Origin of the sequence: Streptomyces sp. NPDC050528, assembly GCF_044457795.1 — a bacterium.
Classification (GTDB): domain Bacteria; phylum Actinomycetota; class Actinomycetes; order Streptomycetales; family Streptomycetaceae; genus Streptomyces.
The window spans coordinates 337,825-358,395 of the sequence record NZ_JBITHH010000002.1; the positions used below are offsets into that span (position 1 = coordinate 337,825).

Here is a 20,571-nt window from a genome sequence, read left to right on the forward strand (position 1 = left end):
TCACCGGGCGATGGGAGCGGCCCCGATCTCGACCACCCGTGCCCAGTCGGGCGGTGTGTCCGGCACGTAGTCGGGGTTGTCCTCGGCGTACTCCCCGGTCTCGTAGCGGCGCGGGAAGAGGCCCACCACCGTGCGGCAGGGCGGTCGGGTGTCCGGCCAGCGGGTCTGGCCGTCGGTGAGGACCACGACCGCGTCGGGCGGTGGCTGGGTGCGCAGCGCCTTGGCGAAACCGGTGCGCAGATCCGTGCCGCCGCCGCCCAGCAGCTCGATGCCCTCGGCGCGGCACAGCGGTTGAGCGACCCGGGCCGCCGCGTCGCACGGCACCACGGTGACGAGGTCGCGGCGGCCGCCCACGGCCCGTGCGATCGCGGCGACTTCGAGGAGCGCGCTGCCCAGCTCGGCGTCGCTGACCGACCCGGAGGTGTCGATGACCACGCACACCCGGGGCGGCCGGCGGCGCAGGCTCGGCAGCACGATGCCGGGCAGCGACACCGAGCGGCGCGAGAGCCTGCCGTAGGTGTAGTCCTCGCCGGCGCCGGGCGCGGAGACCGCCGAGCGGACCGCCGCGCCGAGCAACTGCCGCCAGGGCTGCGGCGGATGGAACGCCTCCTCCGCCCACCGCCGCCATCCGCTGGGCGCGCTGCCGGGGCGGCCGGTGATGCCCTGCGCGACCCGGAAACGGACGGCGTCACGCTGCTGCTCGGTGAGCCCGTTCGCGCCGTCCGCCCCCAGGTCCCACTCCCGGTCGAGCCCGTCGGCGCCGCTGCCGCAGTCCAGCCAGGCCAGGTCCTGGGTGCGCGCCCCGAGTTGGAACCAGCGCAGGTAGTCCTCCATGAGGTTCCCCGCGGGCAGTCCCAACAGCCCCGGCTGGACGGCGCCTTCGGGGGTGACCAGGCCGTCGCCGAACGCGTCGTCGTTGATCTCGAAGTCGGCGGCGATGTTCATCCGCAACCGCTCCCCCGGGCCGGTCAGTCCCCGCTCACGCGCGACACGGTCACTGCGCCCATGGTGATCGCGGAGCAGATGCGACACCTCGTGAACCCAGATACCGGCCAGATCCTCGACCGTCATCCGGTCCACGAAACCCGGCGACACATAGCAGCGCCAGTACCGGTCGACGCCCATCGTCGGCACGTGCCGCGACTCGACGACGTGCAGGGCGAACAGGGCCGTGGCGAGGTAGGGGCGGACACGGGCGGCGTAGAGGCGAGCGGCGAAGAGCTTGTCGCGGTCGAGGGTGGTCGGCGGGGTCGCGGTGACTCGGGCGTTCGGTGTGTTCACAGCGCCCTGAGTGTCCGGGGCGTTCACGGCGTCCGGCGCGTCCGGCGGGTTCACAGCATCCTGGGCGCTCGGCGGGTTCACAACCCTCTGAGTACCCGGCGGGTTCACAGCGCCCGCGCTGTCCGGCGCGTTCACGGCGCCCCGCGCGTCCGGCGGGTTCACAACCCTCTGGGTGCCCGGCAGGTTCACAGCGCCCCGAGCGCCAGGGGCGTTCACAGCGTCCCAGGCGTTCGCGGTGTTCACAGACCCCGGCTTGTTCATCGGCCCCCCTTCGCGACGACGGCGGCGGCGCGGGCCTTCGCGAGGTCCGCGCGGTGGGAGAGCGCGACCGTTCCGGCGAGCTGTTCGATGGACGCGGGCACGTCCCAGTCCTCGCGGCGCAGTGAGGCGAGGGTTGTCGCCGGGACGACGACCAGGTCCGGGGCGCCGGTCTCCAACGCGCGGACCAAGAGCGCCCAGGCCGCGTCCCAGCGGGCCCGGTCGGGACGGTTGCGGACCGCGGCCACCACCCCGTCGAGCACGGCCTGCCGCAGATCCCCGCGCTCGGGCAGCTCGCCGGCCGTCGGGTCGACGAGGAAGATCTCGGGGTCGGGCAGGTCCATCCGGTCCACACTCGCGAGCAGTTCCAGCCCGGGACCGTCCCCCACCGTTCCCCTGACCAGCAGGGACAGCACCTCCCGGGAGGACCCGGCCGCCGTGGCGAACGCGATCAGGCTCATCGCCATCTCCCAGCTCCGGGGCGAGGGCCAGGCGCCCCCGCGTCGCGTCTCGTTGCCGGGCAGTTGGTGGACGAGCTTGGGCCGCCCGGTGAGCAGCCCGCACACCGCGCGGCGCGCGAAGTCCACGGCCTCGGGGAGCTTCTCCGGGTCGAGCCGCGGCAGGGTCGCGCGGGGCCAGGTGCCGCCGAGTCCGCGTACGACGACCTCGTGGTCGTGGGTCCACTGGAGGTGCACGAACCGGTTCGCGAGGGGCGCGCTCAACTCCCAGCCGTCGGCCGCCGAGGACCGCGGGTTGGCGGCGGCCACGATCCGCACCCCGGGCGGCAGCCGCAGCGCCCCGATCCGCCGCTCCAGCACCAGCCGGAGCAACGCGGCCTGCACGGCCGGCGGGGCGGTCGACAACTCGTCCAGGAACAACAGCCCTTTGCCCGCCCGCACAAGCCGTACGGCCCAGTCCGGCGGGGCCATCGGAACACCCTGCTCGGCGGGATCGTCGCCCACGACGGGCAGCCCGGAGAAGTCGGACGGCTCGTGCACGCTGGCGATCACGGTGGTCAACGGCAGGTCCAGGGCCGCGGCGAGCTGCGTCAGCGCGGCCGTCTTGCCGATGCCCGGCTCGCCCCACAGCAGCACGGGAAGGTCGGCGGCCACGGACAGGGTCAGGGCCTCCAGCTGGATGTCGGGGCGGGGTTCGGTGGTGGTGTCGCGTAGGAGGGTCAACAGGTCTTCGGCGACGTCGAGTTGGGCGGGTGCGGGGATGGGGTCGGTGGGGTTGAGGGCGGCGTACAGGGTGCGTGTGGGCATGACGGTTCACCTTCGGGGTCGAGGCGGAGCACGGATGAGAGCAGGGGCAACGGCGACCTCAGCGGTCGGCGACGGCGCCCGGTACGGTCAGCGGGCGGTGGTGTGCCGAGGGCGCGAGGTGGGGCGGAGCCGGGGACGCGGACGCCCCGGGGAGAAGTGACCGGATCGCGGGCCGGGATCGGCCAGTCCCGCCCTGAACAGCCCGTACGCGAGCCGCCGTTCGGCAGCGGCCTGCAGTTCGTCCCGCAGCGCGCCGCCACGCAGCACCGCGTCGGCACCGAGCAGTCCTTCTACGACGGCCAGCGCGCCGGCGGTGTCTCCGTGGATGAGGCGTTCGCGCACGCCGACGAGGCAGTCCGGGTGGCGGTGTGCCTCGTCGATGGCCCGCAGACAGGGCAGCGGGGTGCCGGTCAGCGCGACCAGCAGTTCCTCGCGACGGATCTCGGCCGGGTCGTGGTCCAGGGGAACCAGTACGCCGTCGACCAGGCCGATGCGGTGCGCGGCGCCCCGGCATTCGACCAGATGCGGATCCCCTGCGCGGCCCAACTTCCTTACGGAAGCGGATGGTTGAGGCCGAGGACAGGGAGGGTCCGGTACGAGTGCGGCGGCGACCAGCGGATGCAGTTGCCCGGCGTCGATCGCGCCGGTGCGGAGCAGATCCAGGTCGGGCAGGACCCAGGTCGCGGCGTCGGGGAGGACCGGTAGCGCGCGGGCGCTGCCGTCCGTCGGCGCCGGTGCGATCCGCAGGGTGTCCGCGACCGGATCCGGGGTCAGCGCGAGCCGATGCCGGGAACCGAGCCGTACGACGACGGGACCGGCCGTACACCCCTCCGCGCGAAGCAGGATCACCGCCTCGGCCGCCCATCGGTCGACGGCGCAGTGAAGCCCCTCCGGCACCAGCTCCGGCACCTCCAGCGGGTCCGGCGGGTCCGGCGGGTCCGGCATCTCGGGCCGATCCGCCCCGGACCGGGCCCGCAGCTCACCGCTCCTCCCCGCGTCCCACAGATGCCGGTGCAGGTCGAGGCGGAACGAACGGCTGGGCCGGGGGTGCGGATGCCGGCGGGCGTCGGCGTCGCGATGGGTGCCGTCCCACAGGGCGAGGCTGATGCGCTGGCCGCCGTCCGCCCAGGCCGGTGGCGTCCGGACCACCAGATGCGGCGGGCCGGTGGCGTCGTCGCCGTAGCGGGCCAGGGTGATCGTGAGTCCCGGGCGCAGCAGGCCGTCCGGGGCGATTCTCGGGAGGTACCAGCGGAGCAGGTCGGGGGCGAGGCGGCGGAGGTCGGCGCGGACCCTGGCGGCCAGTTCCCGGCCGTGGGCGCGCGCTACGGACCGTAGGTCGAGATCGACGTCGACGCGGGCGGCGGCGCAGGCGCCCGCCCAGTCACCGGCAGCACGGCGGGCCGTAGCCGTCTCGATCATGGAGGGCGGCACGGCGAACTCGCGCACGCGCGGCCAGAAGGAACGTAGGGAATCCTCGTTCGCGGGGTGAAGGTGCATCAGCACTCACCTTGCGCGGACGGGACCCCCATTCTGTGAACAGAGTGAGTGGTCATCGCGGGGAGCATAGCCCTCCCGGCGGCGATCTGTCAGGGGGATTTCGGGGGCGTGCATTCGTGCGCGTCGGCATAGAGTGGATGCGGGTTCAGGGCGTCTCTGGGGGTTGTGGACGTGGCGGACGACGGACCGGTCGAGCACGGCTACCCGCACCTCGATACGGTGCGGGACGCCATCACCGCGCTCTACAAGCGGTTGTCCTACGACACCGTCCAGACGTTCGCGACCAGCGTGGCCCCTGTCGACGTGGCGTTCGGCGACATGGACGACCTGCATCTGGGCGCGCAGCGGGTGGCCCGTGAGATGGTCCGGCACTACCGGCTCCCGGACGCGCGGCCGATCATCAGTTTCCGTGAGATGACACATGCGGCGAACGTCGAACTCACCGCCGGGCCCGAGTACTTCATCGAGTTGAACGACCGGTTCCGCACGCATCGGCGGGACATCGGCGCGGCTCTCGCGCACGAGGTCATGCACGTCTATCTGCACCGCCTGGACCTGTCCTTCCCCGGCACCCGCGAGAACGAGATCCTCACGGACACGGCGGCGACGTATCTGGGCGCGGGGTGGCTGCTGCTGGACGCGTACCGGGAGGACTCGGCGTCCTCGCAGAAACTCGGCTATCTCACGCCGGAGGAGTTCGGGTACGTCCTCGCGAAACGTGCCCTGGTCTTCGGCGAGGATCCCTCCGTGTGGTTCACCAGCCCGCAGGCCTACACGGCGTACGTCAAGGGGATGGCACAGGCCCGACGCGACGAGCAGCAGCCGCCCTTGACTGCGGCAGGGTGGGCCGGGCGACGCCGGTACGCCCACGACCGGCGACATGCCCCCGGCCCGGGTTCTCAGCCAGGCGTGCGGTACGCCTTCAGCGGGGACCAGGGTGGCAGCTTGCGGGTGTCGTTTCCTTGCCCTACGTGTCATCAGCGGATCAGGGTGCCGGTGCGGGGGCGGGTACGGGCCCGGTGTTCCTTGTGCCGGACGGTGTTGGAGTGCGATACGTAAGTCGCTTTCAGGTGAACGGTGTTGGAGTGCGATACGCAAGTCCCTTTCAGGTGAACGGTGTTGGGGCGAACGCCCTGGGGGCTCCGCCCCCAGCCCCCCGGGCCCATGCCCACCCACCACCCGTGGCAGTTGGCCAAGAAGTTGACGTAAAACGTCTCCGCCTACGCCCCGTACACCGCCCCCACCACCCCCGCCTCCCCCAACAACTTCACCACCGTCTCCCCCACCTCCCCCACACCCCACCGAGCCCCCTTGTCCGCACTGGGCCCGACCCTCCACCCCTCCATCACAGCGACCCGCCCACCCTCAACCTCGAACACCCGCCCGGTGACCCCAGCCCCCTCCCCCGACCCCAACCACACCACCAAAGGCGACACATTCTCCGGCGCCATCACATCGAACCCGGAGCCGGGCGCGGCCATCGTCTCCGCGAAGGTGTGTTCCGTCATGCGGGTCCGCGCCGCGGGGGCGATCGCGTTGACCTGGACGCCGTAGCGGGCGAGTTCGGCCGCCGCGACCAGGGTCAGGCCGACGATCCCGGCCTTGGCGGCGCTGTAGTTGCCCTGCCCGACCGAACCCAACAACCCCGCTCCGCTACTGGTGTTGACGATCCGCGCGACCGGCGTGCGGCCGGCTTTCGTCTCCGCCCGCCAGTACGCCGCCGCGTGTTTCAGGGGCAGGAAGTGCCCCTTCAAGTGGACCCGCATCACCGCGTCCCAGTCGTCCTCGTCGAGATTGACGAGCATCCGGTCGCGCAGGTAACCCGCGTTGTTGACAAGGGTGTCGAGCCGCCCGTAGGTCTCCAGCGCGGTCGCGATCAGGGACGCGGCACCGGCGGTCGTGGCGATGTCGCCGCCGTGGGCCACCGCCTCGCCGCCCGCCGCGTGGATCTCGGCGACGACCTGGGCGGCCGGGCTGTCGGGGTCGGGGGTACCGTCGAGGCCGACGCCTAGGTCGTTGACGACGACCCAGGCACCCTCGGCGGCGAACGCGAGGGCGTGCGCGCGGCCGAGACCCCGGCCCGCACCGGTGACGACGACGACCCGCCCGTCACAGATTCCGCTCATCTCGATCACCCTTCAACTCGCTTGCTCTTGTTGGCGGTTGCCGCGTCCAGGAAGGCCGGCCGCTCCCCGCCCCCATGCATCAGAAGGCTCGCCCCGCTGATGTACGCGGCCGCGTCGGAGGCCAGGAAGACCGCCGCCGCACCGATGTCGGAGGGGTCGGCGAGGCGGCCGAGCGGCACGGTGCGGGAGACGGCGGCGATGGCATCCTCGCCGCCGTAGTGCAGGTGGGACAACTCCGTGCGGACCATGCCGACGACGAGCGTGTTGACGCGGATGTCCGGCGCCCACTCCACCGCCATCGAACGCGCCAGGTTCTCAAGACCGGCCTTGGCCGCCCCGTACGCCGCCGAACCGGGCGAGGGGCGGCTGCCGCTGACGCTCCCGATCATCACGACCGAACCCTTGGCACGCTTGAGGTGCTCGTACGCGGCGAGGGACGCGGTGAGCGGGGCGAGGAGATTCAACTCGATGATCCGCGCGTGCCGTTCGGCCTCCGCGTCGACGAGTGGGCGGTACGGCGCGCCGCCCGCGTTGTTGACCAGGACGTCGAGTCGGGGCAGCGCGGCGAAGAACTCCCGTACGGCGTCCGGGTCGCGCAGGTCGAGGGAGCTGAACTCGGTTCCCTTGACCGGGTCTTCGGACGGTCGGCGCGCACAGGTCAGCACCTCGGCACCGGCCTCGACGAAGGCCCGTGCGATACCGGCGCCGACGCCTCGGGTGCCGCCGGTGACGAGGACGGTTCTGCCGGCCAGCGGGGCGTCACGCGAGTTGTCCACAGGGCGATCGTCGGCAGGGTGGTTATCCACAGGGCCTCCCGCTCGGATTCTCCGGCTGCTAGCTTCGAAGCCTCGCACCTAACAAATGTTTGGTGGAAAGGTAGCTGATGCGCTCATGGGTGTCTCCACCTCCTCCCCGGAAACCTCGGGAAGCTCGGGAAGTCCCGTTACAGACAAGGGAATTGCCGTCGTCACGGTCGACTACCCGCCGGTGAACGCGCTGCCGGTGGACGGCTGGTTCGCCCTGGCCGACGCCGTGCGCTCGGCCGGGCGCGACCCCGATGTGCGCTGTGTGGTGCTGGCGGCGGAGGGGCGGGGTTTCAACGCGGGCGTGGACATCAAGGAGATACAGGCGCGCGGGCAGTCGGCGCTGGTCGGGGTGAACCGTGGCTGTTTCGAGGCGTTCGCGGCGGTGTACGAGTGCGAGGTGCCGGTCGTCGCGGCCGTGCAGGGGTTCTGCCTCGGCGGGGGCATCGGGCTGGTCGGCAACGCGGACGTGATCGTGGCGAGCGAGGACGCCACCTTCGGCCTGCCCGAGCTGGACCGGGGCGCGCTGGGTGCCGCGACGCATCTGTCCCGGCTGGTCCCCCAGCACCTGATGCGCGCCCTGTACTACACCTCGCGTACGGCGACGGCGGCCGAACTGCACGCGCACGGCTCGGTGTGGCGGGTGGTGCCGCGTGCCGAACTCCTGCCCTCCGCACTGGAGTTGGCAGCCGAGATAGCCGCCAAGGACGGCGAGCTGATCCGCCTCGCCAAGTCCGCGATCAACGGCATCGACCCCGTCGACGTCCGCCGCAGCTACCGCTACGAACAGGGTTTCACCTTCGAGGCGAACGTCAGCGGCGTGGCCGACCGGGTCCGCGACACCTTCGGAAAACCTGAAGAGACCGGCCAGACAGTGAGGGAGGAGGCATAGGTGACCGACAAGACGATGACGGCCGACGAGGTCGTCGCCCGGCTGCACAGCGGCATGACCCTCGGCATCGGCGGCTGGGGCTCCCGCCGCAAACCCATGGCCCTGGTCCGGGCGTTGCTCCGCTCGAACCTCACCGACCTCACCGTCGTCTCCTACGGCGGCCCGGACGTCGGCATGCTCGCGGCGGCCGGCCGCATCCGCAAGCTGGTGGCCGCCTTCGTCACGCTCGACTCGATCCCCCTCGAACCCAACTACCGCGCGGCACGCGAGAGCGGAGCCTTCGAGCTGACGGAGGTCGACGAGGCGATGTTCATGTGGGGCTTGCGCGCCGCCGCGAACCGGCTGCCGTTCCTGCCGGTGCGCGCGGGAATCGGTTCGGACGTCATGCGGGTCAACCCCGGCCTGCGGACGGTGACTTCACCGTACGACGACGGGGAGACGTTCGTCGCGATGCCCGCGCTGCGGCTGGACGCGGCCCTGGTCCACGTCAACCGCGCCGACCGGCTGGGCAACGGCCAGTACCTGGGCCCGGACCCGTACTTCGACGACCTGTTCTGCGAGGCGGCCGACGCCGCCTACCTCTCCTGCGAACGGATCGTGGACACGGCCGAGTTGACGAAGGAGGCCCCGCCACAGTCCCTGCTCGTCAAACGGCTGAACGTGACCGGGGTCGTCGAGGCCGCCGGCGGCGCCCACTTCACGTCCTGCGCTCCCGACTACGGCAGGGACGAGGACGTCCAGCGGCTGTACGCGACGACACCCTGGGCGGAGTTCTCCGAACGCTTCCTGTCCGGTGACGAACAGGCCTACGAGTCGGCGGTGCGGAACTGGCAGGAGGAGCAAGGGTGATGGACGTATCGCGTAGCGACGAACAGCGCAGGAACGTACAGCACACGGACGTACTGGACACGGACGTACAGCTCACGGACGTACAGCGCTCCGAGTACTGCGTGATCGCCTGTGCCGAGGCCTGGCGTGACGCCGGGGAGATTGTGGCCAGCCCGATGGGGTTCATCCCGTCCGTGGGCGCCCGGCTGGCCCGGCTCACCTTCGCGCCGGATCTCCTGCTCACCGACGGCGAGGCGATGCTCGTCCGCCCGGACGGGACGCCGGAGGGCTGGTTGCCGTACCGGCAGCATCTGGCGCTGGTGGCGAGCGGGCGGCGGCACGTGATGATGGGCGCGAGTCAGATCGACCGGTACGGCAACCAGAACATCTCGTGCATCGGCGACTGGGCGCGGCCGAAGCGGCAGTTGCTCGGGGTGCGCGGGGCGCCGATCAACACGCTGAACAATCCGACGAGTTACTGGGTTCCCCGGCACTCGCGCCGGGTGTTCGTGGAGAAGGTCGACATGGTGTGCGGGGTGGGGTACGACCGGGTCGCCGAGCACCCGGGGACAGCACGTTTCCACCGTATCCCCCGGGTCGTGTCCGACCTCGGTGTCTTCGACTTCGCGACCCCGGACCACTCGATGCGGCTGGCCTCGCTGCATCCCGGGGTGAGTGTGGAGCAGGTGCGGGAGGCGACGGGCTTCGACCTCGCCGTCCCGGACGAGGTCCCGTCGACGCGCGAACCGACCCCGGAGGAGCTGCGGCTGATCCGTGAGGTGATCGACCCGGCCGACACCCGCCGCAGAGAAGTGGGTTCGTGATGGAGACCGCGCTGACCCGGCTGGTCGGGGTCCGGCATCCGATCGTGCAGACGGGCATGGGCTGGGTGGCGGGACCCCGCCTGGTGTCGGCCACGGCGAACGCGGGCGCGCTCGGCATCCTGGCCTCCGCGACCATGACCACGGACCGGCTCCGGGACGCGATCCACGAGGTCAAGTCCCGTACGCGGGAGCCGTTCGGGGTGAATCTGCGCGCGGATGCGACCGACGCCGGCGACCGGGTGCGGATCATCATCGAGGAGGGCGTCCGGGTCGCGTCCTTCGCGCTGGCGCCGTCCGCCGAGCTGATCGCCGAGTTGAAGGGGGCGGGGGTCGTCGTGATCCCGTCGATCGGGGCGCGGCGGCATGCGGAGAAGGTCGCGGCGTGGGGCGCGGACGCGGTGATCGTGCAGGGCGGGGAGGGCGGCGGACACACCGGGGAGGTGGCGACGACGGTGTTGTTGCCGCAGGTCGTGGACGCGGTGGACATACCGGTCGTGGCGGCCGGCGGTTTCTTCGACGGGCGGGGTCTCGTCGCGGCACTGGCCTACGGGGCGGCGGGCGTCGCCATGGGCACCCGGTTCCTCCTCACCTCGGACTCGACGGTCCCGGACGCGGTGAAGGCGGCGTATCTGGCGGCGACGGTCAAGGACGTCACGGTCACGAGGGCGGTCGACGGCCTCCCGCACCGCATGCTCCGTACGGAACTGGTCGACGCCCTGGAGAACTCCGGCCGCACGAGAACCCTGCTCCAGGCGATACGCCGAGCGGCCGGCTTCCGCCAACTGTCCGGCCTGACCTGGCGCCGAATGATCCGCGACGGCCTCGCCATGAAGCACGGCAAGGACCTGTCCTGGAGCCAGGTCCTGCTCGCCGCGAACACACCGATGCTGCTGAAGGCGTCGATGGTGGACGGCCGCACGGACCTCGGGGTGATGGCGTCCGGGCAGGTCGCCGGGGTGATCGAGGATCTGCCGTCGTGTGCGGAGCTGGTGGCCGGGATGATGGCTCAAGCGGCTTCAATTGTCGGCGAGTTGGCGTCCGGCAGTGCTTCAATGCGCGCATGACGCAGATGATCGGACAGCCCTGGGGGCTCAGTGTGTACGGGGCGGGCAGTGTGCGGGTCGAGCCGCAGCTGGTCCGGGTGAAACTGACGGTCACCATGCTGGAGCCCTCGGCGGACCGGGCGTTCCAGGAGGCGGACGCCGCGGTGGTCCGGCTGCGCGAGGTGGTGCGCGGGCACGGGATACCCGACGGGTCGGTCTCGGGCTCCCGGCTCAGGCTCAACTCGGAGTACAGCGGATACGGAGAGGAGCGGAAGTTCCTCGGGTACCGCTGCCAGGCCTCCTATGTCATCGAGACCGAATCGCTCGACGACCTGCGGCAGTTGATCGTGGACGCGGTGGACGCCGGGGCGCACCAGATCGACAGCGTCGAGTTCGATGTGCGCGACAAGCCCGCGCTGCGGGACGAGGCGCGCCGCAAGGCGGTGGCGGCGGCCCGCCGCAAGGCCGAGGTGTACACCGAGGCGACGGGCGTGCCGCTGGGGTCGGTGGTGCACATCCAGGACGTGGACTCGGAGTCGTACGAGTTCTACCAGTCACGCGGTCACGGGAGCGCGAGCGGGAGTTCGCAGGGGGATCTCGCGCCGGGCCTGGTGGAGGTGTCCGCGGCGGTGGTGCTGGGCTACACGCTGGACGACTGACGTCTCCGGCCCGCGCCGGGGCCTGAGGGCGGAGTCCCGGGGGCGCTCGGCAGGGTCGCGGGGTCGCTCGGCCCAGCCGCACTGCGGCTCCCGGCACTCCCGGCGCTTCCGGGTCGTCCTGCCTCCGCTCAGAGCCGTTCGATGATCGTCACGTTGGCCTGGCCGCCGCCCTCGCACATGGTCTGGAGGCCGAACCGGCTGCCGGTGCGCTCCAGTTCGTGGAGGAGGGTGGTCATGAGTTTGACGCCGGTCGCGCCGAGGGGGTGGCCGAGGGCGATCGCGCCGCCGTTGACGTTGACCTTCTCGGGGTCCGCACCCGTCTCCTTCAGCCAGGCCAGGACGACCGGCGCGAAGGCCTCGTTGATCTCGACGAGGTCGATCGCGTCGATGGAGAGGCCGGTCTTCTTCAGGGCGTGGGCGGTGGCCGGGATCGGCGCCGAGAGCATACGGATCGGATCCTCGCCCCGGACCGAGAGGTGATGGATACGGGCACGAGGGCGCAACCCGTGCTCCCGCACCGCCCGTTCCGAGGCGAGCAGCATCGCCGCCGCGCCGTCGGAGACCTGGGAGGAGCACGCGGCGGTGATGGTGCCGCCGTCGACGACCGGCTTCAGGCCGGCCATCTTCTCCAGCGAGGTGTCCCGGCGCGGGCCCTCGTCGACCGCGACCGCGCCGTACGCCACCGTCTCCCGCTCGAAGCGGCCCTCGTCGATCGCGCGCAGGGCCCGCCGGTGCGAGCGGAGGGCGAACTCCTCCTGGTCCTGCCTGCTGATCCCCCACTTCGCGGCGATCATCTCGGCGCCGGCGAACTGGTTGACGGGCCGCGTCCCGTACCGCGCGCGCCAGCCCTCGCTGCCCGCGAAGGGGCCGTCGGTGAGGCCGAGCGGTTCGGCGGCCTGGCGGGAGGCGAAGGCGATGGGAATCAACGACATGTTCTGGACTCCCCCGGCGACGACCAGATCCTGCATGCCGGACAGCACACCCTGCGCCGCGAAGTGCACGGCCTGCTGCGAGGAACCGCACTGCCGGTCCACCGTCACGCCCGGCACCTCCTCGGGCAGCCCGGCCGCCAGCCAGGCGGTACGCGCGATGTCCCCGGCCTGCGGCCCCACCGCGTCCAGACACCCGAAGACGACGTCCTCGACGGCGGCGGGATCGATCCCCGAGCGGGCGACCAGCTCCTTGAGGACATGCGCCCCGAGGTCGGCCGGATGCACCCCGCTCAGCCCTCCCCGGCGCCGCCCGACGGGCGTACGGACCGCTTCGACGATATAGGCCTCGGCCATGTCAACTCCCCATACAGAACCGTGAGTTACGTGCGTACGGCGATCCCGTCCAGCACCATCGACAGGTACTGCCGGGCGATCTCCTCGGCGCTGTGCTGTCCGCCCGGCCGGTACCAGGACGCGGCGACCCACACCGTGTCGCGGACGAAGCGGTAGGTGAGCCGGACGTCGAGGTCGGCCCGGAAGACCTGGGCGGCGACCCCGCGCTCCAGCGTGGACAGCCACGCCTTCTCGAACTTGCGCTGCGACTCGGCGAGGAACGCGAACCGCTCCTGCGCGACCAGCTGCTTGCTCTCCTTCTGGTAGATCGCGACGGCGGCGCGGTGCCGGTCGATCTCCCGGAACGACTCGGTGACCAGGGCTTCGAGCGTCTCGCGCGGGTCCAACTCGGCGTCCAGGACCGTGTCGTAGCCGCCCCACAGCTCGTCGAGGAAGGTGCGCAGGATCTCCTCCAGCATCGATTCCTTGGAGTCGAAGTGGTAGTAGAGGCTGCCCGCGAGCATGCCCGCGTGGTCGGCGATCTTCCGTACGGTGGTGGCGTTGTACCCCTGCTCGGCGAAGACCTCGGCCGCCGTGTCGAGGAGTTCACGACGGCGGGCCGGAGCGGCGGTCACCGGGGGCTTCTTCTTGGTCGGCACGGCACCATTGTCGTGCCCCGGCCCCGGCGCCTCGCGCGTCCCTTCGCACCGCTAGGCATGCTGACTGCTCACGGCGACGACCTCGCCCGTCATGTACGACGAGTACTCCGAGGCCAGGAACACGATCACGTTGGCCACCTCCCAGGGCTCCGCGTACCGCCCGAAGGCCTCGCGCGCGGTGAGTTCGGCCAGCAGCTCCGGTGTCGTCACCTTCACCAGGTGCGGGTGCATGGCGAGGCTCGGCGAGACCGCGTTGACCCGCACCCCGTACTCGGCGGCCTCGATCGCCGCGCACCGCGTCAGCGCCATCACGCCCGCCTTGGCCGCCGCGTAGTGCGCCTGCCCGGCCTGGGCACGCCAGCCGACGACGGAGGCGTTGTTGACGATCACCCCGCCGCCCGTCTCGCGCATCGCGCGCAGGGCCGCCCGGGTGCAACGGAAGGTGCCGTTCAAGGTCACGTCCAGGACCTTCGACCACTGCTCGTCGGTCATGTCGACAAGGTCCGAAGTCCCGCCCAGACCAGCGTTGTTGACGACGACGTCCAGCCGCCCGTGCGCGGCGACGGCCGCGTCGAACAGAGCTCGCACCTGAGCCTCGTCCGTCACGTCACACGGCAGCGCTACGACCGCCTCCGCCCCGAACTCCCCTGCCAGCGCTGCCTCGTACTCCTTCAGCCGCCGCGCGTGCGCGTCGCTGATGAGTACGCGCGCGCCCTCCTCCAGGAAGCGGCGCGCGGTGGCGCCGCCGATGCCCGCGCCGGCGGCGGCGGTGACGACGGCGGTGCGTCCCTTCAGCAGCCCGTGCCCGGGGACGTATGCCGGAGTCTCGACGCCTGTCATGGGGCCACGCTAACCTACCAAACACTTGTTAGGGAAGGACTGTTGAGGAGGGACGGCCGCATGGACCTCGACTTCACGCCCGACCAGCAGGCGTTCCGCGCCGAGGCCCGCGCCTGGCTCGACGCGCATGTGCCGACCACGCCCCTCCCCTCCCTGGAAACAGCCGACGGCTTCGCCGCGCACCGCGCCTGGGAGGCCCAACTCGCCGCGGACCGTTGGTCGGTGGTGTCCTGGCCGGAGGAGTACGGCGGCCGGGGCGTGGACATCATGCGGTGGCTGGTCTTCGAGGAGGAGTACTACGCGGCGGGCGCCCCGGGCCGGGTCGGCCAGAACGGCATCAACCTGCTCGCCCCGACCCTCTTCGACCACGGCACGCCCGAGCAACGCGCGCGCGTGCTGCCGCCGATGGCGACCGGCGAGGTGGTGTGGGCGCAGGCGTGGTCGGAGCCGGAGGCGGGATCCGACCTGGCGTCGCTCACCTCGCGCGCGGTGCGCACGGACGGCGGCTGGCTGCTGACCGGCCAGAAGACGTGGTCGTCACGGGCGGCCTTCGCGGACCGCGCGTTCGGCCTGTTCCGCAGCGAGTTGGGCACCCCGAAGCCCCACCAAGGCCTGACCTACCTGATGTTCGACCTGCGTGCGCCCGGCGTCACGGTCCGCCCGATCGGCCGCCTCGACGGCAAGCCCGCCTTCGCGGAACTCTTCCTGGACGACGTCTTCGTCCCCGACGAGGACGTGATCGGCGAGCCGGGCCAGGGCTGGCGGGTCGCCATGTCGACCGCCGGCAGCGAACGCGGCCTCACCCTCCGCTCCCCCGGCCGCTTCCTCGCCGCCGCCGACCGTCTCCTCAACCTCTGGCGCACGCACGGCAGTTCACAGACCACGCGGGACCAGGTGGCCGACGCGGTGATCGGCGCCCGCGCCTACCAGCTCTTCACCTACGCCAACGCCTCCCGTTTCCTCGACGGCGAGTCCATCGGCCCGGAGTCCAGCCTGAACAAGGTCTTCTGGTCCGAGTACGACATCGCCCTGCACGAGACGGCCCTCGAACTGCTCGGCGAGGAGGGCGAGTTGGCGGACACGGAGTGGGCCGAGGGCTATGTCTTCTCCCTGGCGGGCCCCATCTACGCCGGTACGAACGAGATCCAGCGCGACATCATCGCCGAGCGCCTGCTCGGCCTGCCGAAGGGCCGCCGCTGATGCGCTTCCTCCTCGACCCCGAACAGCGGGCGTTCGCCGACTCGTTGAACGCGATGCTGACGGCGGCGGACACCCCGTCGGTCGTACGGGCATGGAGTCGCGGCGAGCATACGAGCGGGCGCGCGCTGTGGCGCCGTATCGCGGAGGCCGGGGTGTTCGCGCTGGCGATACCGGAGGCCCATGAGGGGTTGGGACCCCGACCCGTCGAACTCGCCGTGGGGTTCGTGGAGTTGGGGCGGCACGTGGTTCCCGGTCCGGTCGTGGAGACGGTCGCGGCGGCGGCGCTGCTGACCGCGCTGGACGATTCGGCCCCGGCCAAACGGCTGTTGCCCGCGCTGGCCTCCGGCGAGTCGACGGCAACGCTGGCGACAGGGCGGTACGCGCTGGATGCGGACTTCGCGGACGTACGACTGACGGCCCGGGCGGCGAGAGCGGCGCGGGGTCCGATGGGACGGACCGCGACGGAGCCGGCCGTAGAGCCCGAGGCGGCGGGGCGGCAGGTGTTCGGAGCAGGCGGGTCGGCGTCCCGGGCAGGTGGGTCGGCGGCGGAGCCGCGGGGCGCCTCCCTGCCCGGTGACGCGCCTCCGGCGGCCGAGTTGCGGCTCGGGCCCCCGCCCGGTCACGGGCCCTCGGCGGCCGGGCCCCGCGCCTCGCTCGACCCCGCCCGCCGCCTCTTCCCCACCCCCACCGGCGGTGAACTCCTCGCCGTCGGCCCGCACGTGACCGCCGCCGTCGCCCACGCCCTCACCTGGGCCCGCCTCGCCACCGCCGCCCAAGCCCTCGGTGTCGGGCTCGCGTTGCTCGACAGGACTGTCGCCTACGTCAAGCAGCGCAGCCAATTCGGGGTGCCCGTCGGCTCGTTCCAGGCCGTCAAGCATCAACTGGCCGATGCGAAGGTCGCGTTGGAGTTCGCGCGACCGATGATCTTCGGTGCCGCGCTCACCATGACGGAGTCGGACGTGGCCGCGGCCAAGGTCACGGCGTGCGAGGCGGCGTACCGGACCGCCCGTACGGCGCTTCAACTGCACGGTGCGATCGGTTACACCGCGGAGTACGACCTGTCGCTGTGGCTGACCAAGGCCCGTGCCCTGCGCGGGAGTTGGGGCAGCCCGGGTGCGTGCCGGGCGGCCGTACTCGGGGTCTTTGGTGACGTCAGTGGTGGTGGTCGCCGCTCGTGAGTTCCTTGTACTCCTCCGCCGTCGGCTTGGGGATGCGGGACTCGGGGCCGAACATCGCCTTCGCGAGCCGGGCCCGTACCCGCTGGCCGCCCTTGACCTGCCGCTGGACTCCGTTCGCGTCGACGAGCGGGCCGATCGCGTACGGCGGTTCCTGTTCGTGCTGGGTGAGCCTGAACCGCTCGTCCGGGGTGAGGGGTTCGTGGACCTCGACATACTCGCCGTGCGGCAGCATCTTGATGAGGCCGGACTCGCGGCCGTGCAACACCTTGTCGCGGTCCCGGCGTTGGAGCCCCATGCAGACCCGTTTGGTGACGATGAAGGCGACCACCGGCAGCACGAAGAACGAGATCCGCACGAACCAGGTGATTGTGTTGATCGACAGGTTCAGATGGGTGGCCACGACGTCGTTGCCGCCGCCGATCAGCAGCACCCCGTAGAGACTCAGCCAGGCCACCCCGAGCCCGGTGCGCACGGGCATGTTGCGCGGCCGGTCCAGGATGTGGTGTTCGCGTTTGTCGCCGGTGATCCAGGACTCGATGAACGGGTAGGCGCCGATCGCGGCGAGGATCAGCGGGAAGAGCGTGAAGGGGATGAAGACGCCCAACTCCAGTGTGTGGCCCCAGGCGTTGAGTTCCCATCCCGGCATCACCCGGATCAGTCCCTCGGAGAAGCCGAGATACCAGTCGGGTTGGGCGCCGGTGGTCACCAGGTCCGGCCGGTACGGTCCGAAAGCCCACACGGGGTTGATGCTGGCGATCCCGCCCATGATCGCGAGGACGCCGAAGACGAGGAAGAAGAAGCCGCCCGCCTTGGCCATGTAGACGGGCAGGAAGGGCATGCCGACCACGCTCTTCTGGTCCCGTCCGGGGCCCGGGTACTGCGTGTGCTTGTGGTAGAAGACCAGGATCAGATGCGCGACCACCAGGCCCAGCATGATCCCCGGCAGCAGCAGGACATGGATCGGGAAGAGCCGCGAGATGATGTCGTGCCCGGGGAACTCCCCGCCGAACAGGAACATCGACATGTACGTCCCGACGACCGGCACGGACAGCATCGCGCCGTCGGCGAAGCGGATGCCGGTGCCGGACAGCAGGTCGTCGGGGAGCGAGTAGCCGGTCAGGCCGGTGAGGATGCCGAGGAACAACAGGGTCCAGCCGAATACCCAGTTGAGCTCGCGCGGCTTGCGGAACGCGCCGGTGAAGAACACCCGCATCATGTGGATGAGCATGCCGGCGATGAAGACGACGGCCGCCCAGTGGTGGATCTGCCGGATCAGCAGCCCGCCACGCACGTCGAAGCTGATGTCGAGCGTGGACTCGAACGCCCGGGTCATCGGGATGCCGTTCAACGGCGCGTACGTCCCGTGGTAGATGACCTCGACGCCGCTCGGCTCGAAGAACAGGGTGAGGTAGATGCCGGTGAGGATCAGGATGATGAAGCTGTAGAGGCAGATCTCGCCCAGCATGAAGGACCAGTGGTCCGGAAAGACCTTGCGCATATTGGCCTTGGCCAGCGCGTACAGCCCGAGCCGGCCGTCCGCCCAGTCGGCGAGCTTCTCCCCTTTGCCGGCCTCGGCCGGCCGTGGGGCACCCACCGCTCCGTTCACCGATCGTGCGCCGTCCATGAGTTGGCCGCCCTCCCCGTCGGATCACCCCACAGGGTGTCACGCGGCCCCGGCTAAGCCAACGGTGCGTCAGCGGGCAATGACAGCCCGATCACCGCGGTGCGCCCCTGCGCGTGCAGCACCGCCTCGTCCCCCAACTGCGCGGCGTCGTACGGCCCGAGGGCCACCCCGGCCACTTCGGCGGGCCCGTCGAGCGCCACGACCAGCGTGCCCGCGCCCAGCCGCAACCGCCCCCGCACGACAGCCACCGTAGGAACAACAGCCGTAGGAACAGCGGCCGTAGAGACCGCGCCCCTGCGCCACATGACGTTGAGGTTGACCACCGGCCCGTCCAGCAAACGGCAGTCGGTCGGTACGTCGCCTCTGAAGTCCCGTGGTTCGTAACGGGTGTTGACCAGTCGCCGTTCGCCGCCCACCGTGAGGTCCATGCCGGCGCCCTCGACGACGGTCAGGGTCCGGTCCACGTCGGGAAAGGCCGAGAACGGACCGTCCGTCGCGACCTCGGCGAGGCTCACCCGCCACACGAAGTCGTCCATGTCCGTACCCTCGGGCCAGGCGGCGATCTCGCGTGTGACACCGCCACCGTTCTTCCAGGGCACGGCAGTTCGGGCCGAGGCGGGCAGGGCGCGGATCACTGGACGAACCCCCGCTCGCGCGCCGACGCGAGCCACTGCGGGAACTCGCCCACGAGCCGGTCGTAGAGTTCCGCGTCGGACATCTTCAGCGGATCCGAACCGGCGTGGAAAAAGCCCGCGTTGTCGATCTCCCGCTTCTGCGGTACCGCCAACTCGTCGAGTTTGCGCAGGAATTCGAACTGCTTGCTCTTCGCGTCGCCGAACCCGACGAACTGCCAGAACAGCGGGAGCTTGGCCGCCTTGCACAAGTACCGTTCCGCGGCGAGCTTGTTGATGGGTCCGCCGTCGGTCTGGAAGACGACGAGGGCCGGGTCCTTGGCGCCGCTGTCGAGGTAGTGGTCGATGACGGCGTCCATGGCGAGGTGGTAACTGGTCTTGCCCATGTGCCCGAGCCCGGCCACGATCCGCTCGATCCGCCCCTCGTGATCGGCCAGCGCGATGTCCGTGACCGCGTCGACGTCGGTCGAGAAGAATATGACCGGTACGGTCCCGTCGTCGTCGAGGTGCGCCGAGAGGCCCAACACCCGGTCGGCCAGGGCCTGGACGCTGCCGTCCTTGTAGTACGGCTTCATGGAACCCGAGTAGTCGACCACGAGATAGACGGCGGCCCGCTGCCCGTCCAGACCGTGCTTGCGCAGCGACACCCCGGCACTCTTGTACAGGCTGACCAGCGCGGGCGCGGTCTCCTCGACCTTGCTGAGAGAGATCGCGGCCACGGAGGCTCCCTTCGGATCACGATGAAAGGATCGAGATTACGCCACGGAAGTCCGCCAGGCGCATTGTCCCCTCAACCCCCGAAATAACGGACGTAACCGCCCTTACGCTGGGCCCATGAAACGCGCCGGCGTCCTGATGCTCGCCGCCGTACCCGTCGCCATCGCCGCGACGGCCTACGGCCTCTCACCCACCGCCCACACCGACCCTCGGTCCGCGCACCCGTCCGCGTCCGAGTCCGCGTCCGTTTCCGCCGCGACGCAGCGCAGAGCACCGCAGGGCCTGGCCGCGCCGGCCATGAAGAACCTCGCCCAGGAGCTGGTGGCCAGCGCCGAGAACTCGACCCTCAACTGGCGCAGCGCGTACGGCTATGTGCAGGACATCGGCGACGGGCAGGGCTACACCGCGGGCATCATCGGCTTCTGCACCGGCACCCACGACCTCCTCGTCCTGGTCGAGCGCTACACCGCCGCCCACCCGGACAACGGCCTCGCCCGCTACCTCCCCGCCCTCCGCAAGGTCGACGGCACGGCCTCCCACGAGGGCCTGGACCCCGGCTTCCCGACGGCCTGGCGCGCCGAGGCGAAGGTCCCCGCCTTCCAGGCGGCCCAGGACGCGGAACGCGACCGCATCTACTTCGACCCGGCGGTCACCGCCGCCAAGCACGACGGCCTGGGCCCCCTCGGCCAGTTCATCTACTACGACGCGATCGTCTTCCACGGCCCCGGCACGGACGGCTTCTACGGCATCCGGAAGCGCGCGATGCAACGGGCCGAGCCCCCTGCCGAAGGCGGCTCCGAGAAGGCCTACTTGAGCGCCTTCCTCGACGTCCGGCGCGCCACGATGCAGGCCAAACACCCCGGCATCGACACCTCCCGCATCGACACGGCCCAGCGGAAGTTCCTGGAAGAGGGGAACCTGGAACTGCGGACGCCGCTGGTGTGGAAGGTGTACGGGGAGACGTACAAGGTGCCGTAGAG

20 protein-coding genes are annotated in these 20,571 nt (G+C 71.0%); 9 read left to right on the top strand and 11 right to left on the bottom strand.

Annotated features, from left to right (window positions below):
- From ACIBK4_RS08895 to ACIBK4_RS08905, 3 genes are all read right to left on the bottom strand, one after another.
- On the bottom strand, positions 1–1,542 hold the full coding sequence (locus ACIBK4_RS08895; protein ID WP_398993531.1) for a VWA-like domain-containing protein: 1,542 nt from the start codon (positions 1,540–1,542) through the stop codon (positions 1–3).
- The gene (locus ACIBK4_RS08900; RefSeq protein WP_398993533.1) at positions 1,539–2,804 is read right to left on the bottom strand and encodes an AAA family ATPase; all 1,266 of its coding nucleotides are present in this window, start codon (positions 2,802–2,804) and stop codon (positions 1,539–1,541) included. Before ACIBK4_RS08900 ends, ACIBK4_RS08895 begins: the two co-directional genes overlap by 4 nt.
- Positions 2,805–2,891: 87 nt before the next feature.
- Positions 2,892–4,301, bottom strand: a complete 1,410-nt coding sequence (locus ACIBK4_RS08905) for a hypothetical protein (protein ID WP_398993535.1) — start codon at positions 4,299–4,301, stop codon at positions 2,892–2,894.
- A 171-nt stretch (positions 4,302–4,472) separates the two neighbouring features.
- On the opposite strand from ACIBK4_RS08905, the gene ACIBK4_RS08910 reads away from it, so the two are divergent.
- A complete protein-coding gene (locus ACIBK4_RS08910; RefSeq protein WP_398993537.1) occupies positions 4,473–5,360 on the top strand; it encodes a hypothetical protein in 888 nt (295 codons plus the stop codon).
- 161 nt (positions 5,361–5,521) lie between these two features.
- Here ACIBK4_RS08910 and ACIBK4_RS08915 read toward each other — a convergent pair whose 3' ends face one another.
- Together ACIBK4_RS08915 and ACIBK4_RS08920 are read right to left on the bottom strand one after the other, a co-directional pair.
- Entirely contained in the window at positions 5,522–6,427 is a 906-nt protein-coding gene (locus ACIBK4_RS08915) for an SDR family oxidoreductase (RefSeq protein ID WP_398993539.1), read from the bottom strand.
- A 5-nt stretch (positions 6,428–6,432) separates the two neighbouring features.
- Positions 6,433–7,203: an SDR family oxidoreductase gene (locus ACIBK4_RS08920; protein WP_398993541.1), complete on the bottom strand. Its 771-nt coding sequence runs from the start codon at positions 7,201–7,203 to the stop codon at positions 6,433–6,435.
- A 115-nt stretch (positions 7,204–7,318) separates the two neighbouring features.
- Between ACIBK4_RS08920 and ACIBK4_RS08925 the strand changes: the two genes are divergently transcribed.
- The 5 genes from ACIBK4_RS08925 to ACIBK4_RS08945 are packed head-to-tail and all read left to right on the top strand — an operon-like array spanning position 7,319 to position 11,476.
- Positions 7,319–8,122, top strand: a complete 804-nt coding sequence (locus ACIBK4_RS08925; protein WP_398993543.1) for an enoyl-CoA hydratase family protein — start codon at positions 7,319–7,321, stop codon at positions 8,120–8,122.
- Positions 8,123–8,971, top strand: coding sequence for a CoA transferase subunit A (locus ACIBK4_RS08930; protein ID WP_398993545.1), 849 nt, complete (start codon positions 8,123–8,125; stop codon positions 8,969–8,971).
- The gene (locus ACIBK4_RS08935) at positions 8,971–9,774 is read left to right on the top strand and encodes a CoA-transferase subunit beta (protein WP_398993547.1); all 804 of its coding nucleotides are present in this window, start codon (positions 8,971–8,973) and stop codon (positions 9,772–9,774) included. Before ACIBK4_RS08930 ends, ACIBK4_RS08935 begins: the two co-directional genes overlap by 1 nt.
- Entirely contained in the window at positions 9,774–10,838 is a 1,065-nt protein-coding gene (locus ACIBK4_RS08940; RefSeq protein ID WP_398994384.1) for an NAD(P)H-dependent flavin oxidoreductase, read from the top strand. The genes ACIBK4_RS08935 and ACIBK4_RS08940 overlap by 1 nt, the downstream gene beginning before the upstream one ends.
- Positions 10,835–11,476, top strand: a complete 642-nt coding sequence (locus ACIBK4_RS08945) for an SIMPL domain-containing protein (protein WP_398993549.1) — start codon at positions 10,835–10,837, stop codon at positions 11,474–11,476. Before ACIBK4_RS08940 ends, ACIBK4_RS08945 begins: the two co-directional genes overlap by 4 nt.
- 128 nt (positions 11,477–11,604) lie before the next feature.
- Here ACIBK4_RS08945 and ACIBK4_RS08950 read toward each other — a convergent pair whose 3' ends face one another.
- The 3 genes from ACIBK4_RS08950 to ACIBK4_RS08960 are packed head-to-tail and all read right to left on the bottom strand — an operon-like array spanning position 11,605 to position 14,240.
- Positions 11,605–12,762: an acetyl-CoA C-acetyltransferase gene (locus tag ACIBK4_RS08950; RefSeq protein ID WP_398993551.1), complete on the bottom strand. Its 1,158-nt coding sequence runs from the start codon at positions 12,760–12,762 to the stop codon at positions 11,605–11,607.
- A gap of 26 nt (positions 12,763–12,788) precedes the next feature.
- The gene (locus ACIBK4_RS08955; RefSeq protein WP_398993553.1) at positions 12,789–13,400 is read right to left on the bottom strand and encodes a TetR/AcrR family transcriptional regulator; all 612 of its coding nucleotides are present in this window, start codon (positions 13,398–13,400) and stop codon (positions 12,789–12,791) included.
- Positions 13,401–13,451: 51 nt separating this feature from the next.
- The gene (locus ACIBK4_RS08960; RefSeq protein WP_398993555.1) at positions 13,452–14,240 is read right to left on the bottom strand and encodes an SDR family oxidoreductase; all 789 of its coding nucleotides are present in this window, start codon (positions 14,238–14,240) and stop codon (positions 13,452–13,454) included.
- A 60-nt stretch (positions 14,241–14,300) separates the two neighbouring features.
- Here ACIBK4_RS08960 and ACIBK4_RS08965 point away from each other — a divergent pair, with 60 nt between their 5' ends.
- Together ACIBK4_RS08965 and ACIBK4_RS08970 are read left to right on the top strand one after the other, a co-directional pair.
- Positions 14,301–15,440 (top strand): acyl-CoA dehydrogenase family protein, encoded by a 1,140-nt coding sequence (locus ACIBK4_RS08965; RefSeq protein WP_398993557.1) that lies wholly within the window; start codon positions 14,301–14,303, stop codon positions 15,438–15,440.
- A complete protein-coding gene (locus ACIBK4_RS08970; protein WP_398993560.1) occupies positions 15,440–16,618 on the top strand; it encodes an acyl-CoA dehydrogenase family protein in 1,179 nt (392 codons plus the stop codon). The genes ACIBK4_RS08965 and ACIBK4_RS08970 overlap by 1 nt, the downstream gene beginning before the upstream one ends.
- Here ACIBK4_RS08970 and ACIBK4_RS08975 read toward each other — a convergent pair.
- Genes ACIBK4_RS08975 through ACIBK4_RS08985 form a run of 3 tightly spaced genes read right to left on the bottom strand, consistent with a single transcriptional unit; the run spans position 16,593 to position 19,593 of the window.
- Positions 16,593–18,242 (bottom strand): cytochrome bc complex cytochrome b subunit, encoded by a 1,650-nt coding sequence (locus ACIBK4_RS08975; RefSeq protein WP_398993562.1) that lies wholly within the window; start codon positions 18,240–18,242, stop codon positions 16,593–16,595. The two genes, ACIBK4_RS08970 and ACIBK4_RS08975, sit on opposite strands and share 26 nt — an antisense overlap.
- Before the next feature lie 53 nt (positions 18,243–18,295).
- Positions 18,296–18,877 carry a HutD family protein gene (locus ACIBK4_RS08980; RefSeq protein WP_398993563.1) on the bottom strand — a complete coding sequence of 194 codons (582 nt, stop codon included), beginning with the start codon at positions 18,875–18,877 and terminating at the stop codon, positions 18,296–18,298.
- On the bottom strand, positions 18,874–19,593 hold the full coding sequence (locus ACIBK4_RS08985) for a vWA domain-containing protein (protein WP_398993566.1): 720 nt from the start codon (positions 19,591–19,593) through the stop codon (positions 18,874–18,876). The genes ACIBK4_RS08980 and ACIBK4_RS08985 overlap by 4 nt, the downstream gene beginning before the upstream one ends.
- A 115-nt stretch (positions 19,594–19,708) precedes the next feature.
- Here ACIBK4_RS08985 and ACIBK4_RS08990 point away from each other — a divergent pair, with 115 nt between their 5' ends.
- A complete protein-coding gene (locus tag ACIBK4_RS08990; RefSeq protein WP_398993568.1) occupies positions 19,709–20,569 on the top strand; it encodes a chitosanase in 861 nt (286 codons plus the stop codon).
- Positions 20,570–20,571: the final 2 nt, after the last annotated feature.

Coding starts and splice junctions, on each gene's coding strand:
- ACIBK4_RS08895 (WP_398993531.1), bottom strand. CDS start 1,542: ATGAACAAGCCGGGGTCTGTGAACACCGCGAACGCCTGGGACGCTGTG.
- ACIBK4_RS08900 (WP_398993533.1), bottom strand. CDS start 2,804: ATGCCCACACGCACCCTGTACGCCGCCCTCAACCCCACCGACCCCATC.
- ACIBK4_RS08905 (WP_398993535.1), bottom strand. CDS start 4,301: ATGCACCTTCACCCCGCGAACGAGGATTCCCTACGTTCCTTCTGGCCG.
- ACIBK4_RS08915 (WP_398993539.1), bottom strand. CDS start 6,427: ATGAGCGGAATCTGTGACGGGCGGGTCGTCGTCGTCACCGGTGCGGGC.
- ACIBK4_RS08925 (WP_398993543.1), top strand. CDS start 7,319: ATGGGTGTCTCCACCTCCTCCCCGGAAACCTCGGGAAGCTCGGGAAGT.
- ACIBK4_RS08935 (WP_398993547.1), top strand. CDS start 8,971: ATGGACGTATCGCGTAGCGACGAACAGCGCAGGAACGTACAGCACACG.
- ACIBK4_RS08940 (WP_398994384.1), top strand. CDS start 9,774: ATGGAGACCGCGCTGACCCGGCTGGTCGGGGTCCGGCATCCGATCGTG.
- ACIBK4_RS08945 (WP_398993549.1), top strand. CDS start 10,835: ATGACGCAGATGATCGGACAGCCCTGGGGGCTCAGTGTGTACGGGGCG.
- ACIBK4_RS08950 (WP_398993551.1), bottom strand. CDS start 12,762: ATGGCCGAGGCCTATATCGTCGAAGCGGTCCGTACGCCCGTCGGGCGG.
- ACIBK4_RS08960 (WP_398993555.1), bottom strand. CDS start 14,240: ATGACAGGCGTCGAGACTCCGGCATACGTCCCCGGGCACGGGCTGCTG.
- ACIBK4_RS08965 (WP_398993557.1), top strand. CDS start 14,301: ATGGACCTCGACTTCACGCCCGACCAGCAGGCGTTCCGCGCCGAGGCC.
- ACIBK4_RS08970 (WP_398993560.1), top strand. CDS start 15,440: ATGCGCTTCCTCCTCGACCCCGAACAGCGGGCGTTCGCCGACTCGTTG.
- ACIBK4_RS08975 (WP_398993562.1), bottom strand. CDS start 18,242: ATGGACGGCGCACGATCGGTGAACGGAGCGGTGGGTGCCCCACGGCCG.
- ACIBK4_RS08990 (WP_398993568.1), top strand. CDS start 19,709: ATGAAACGCGCCGGCGTCCTGATGCTCGCCGCCGTACCCGTCGCCATC.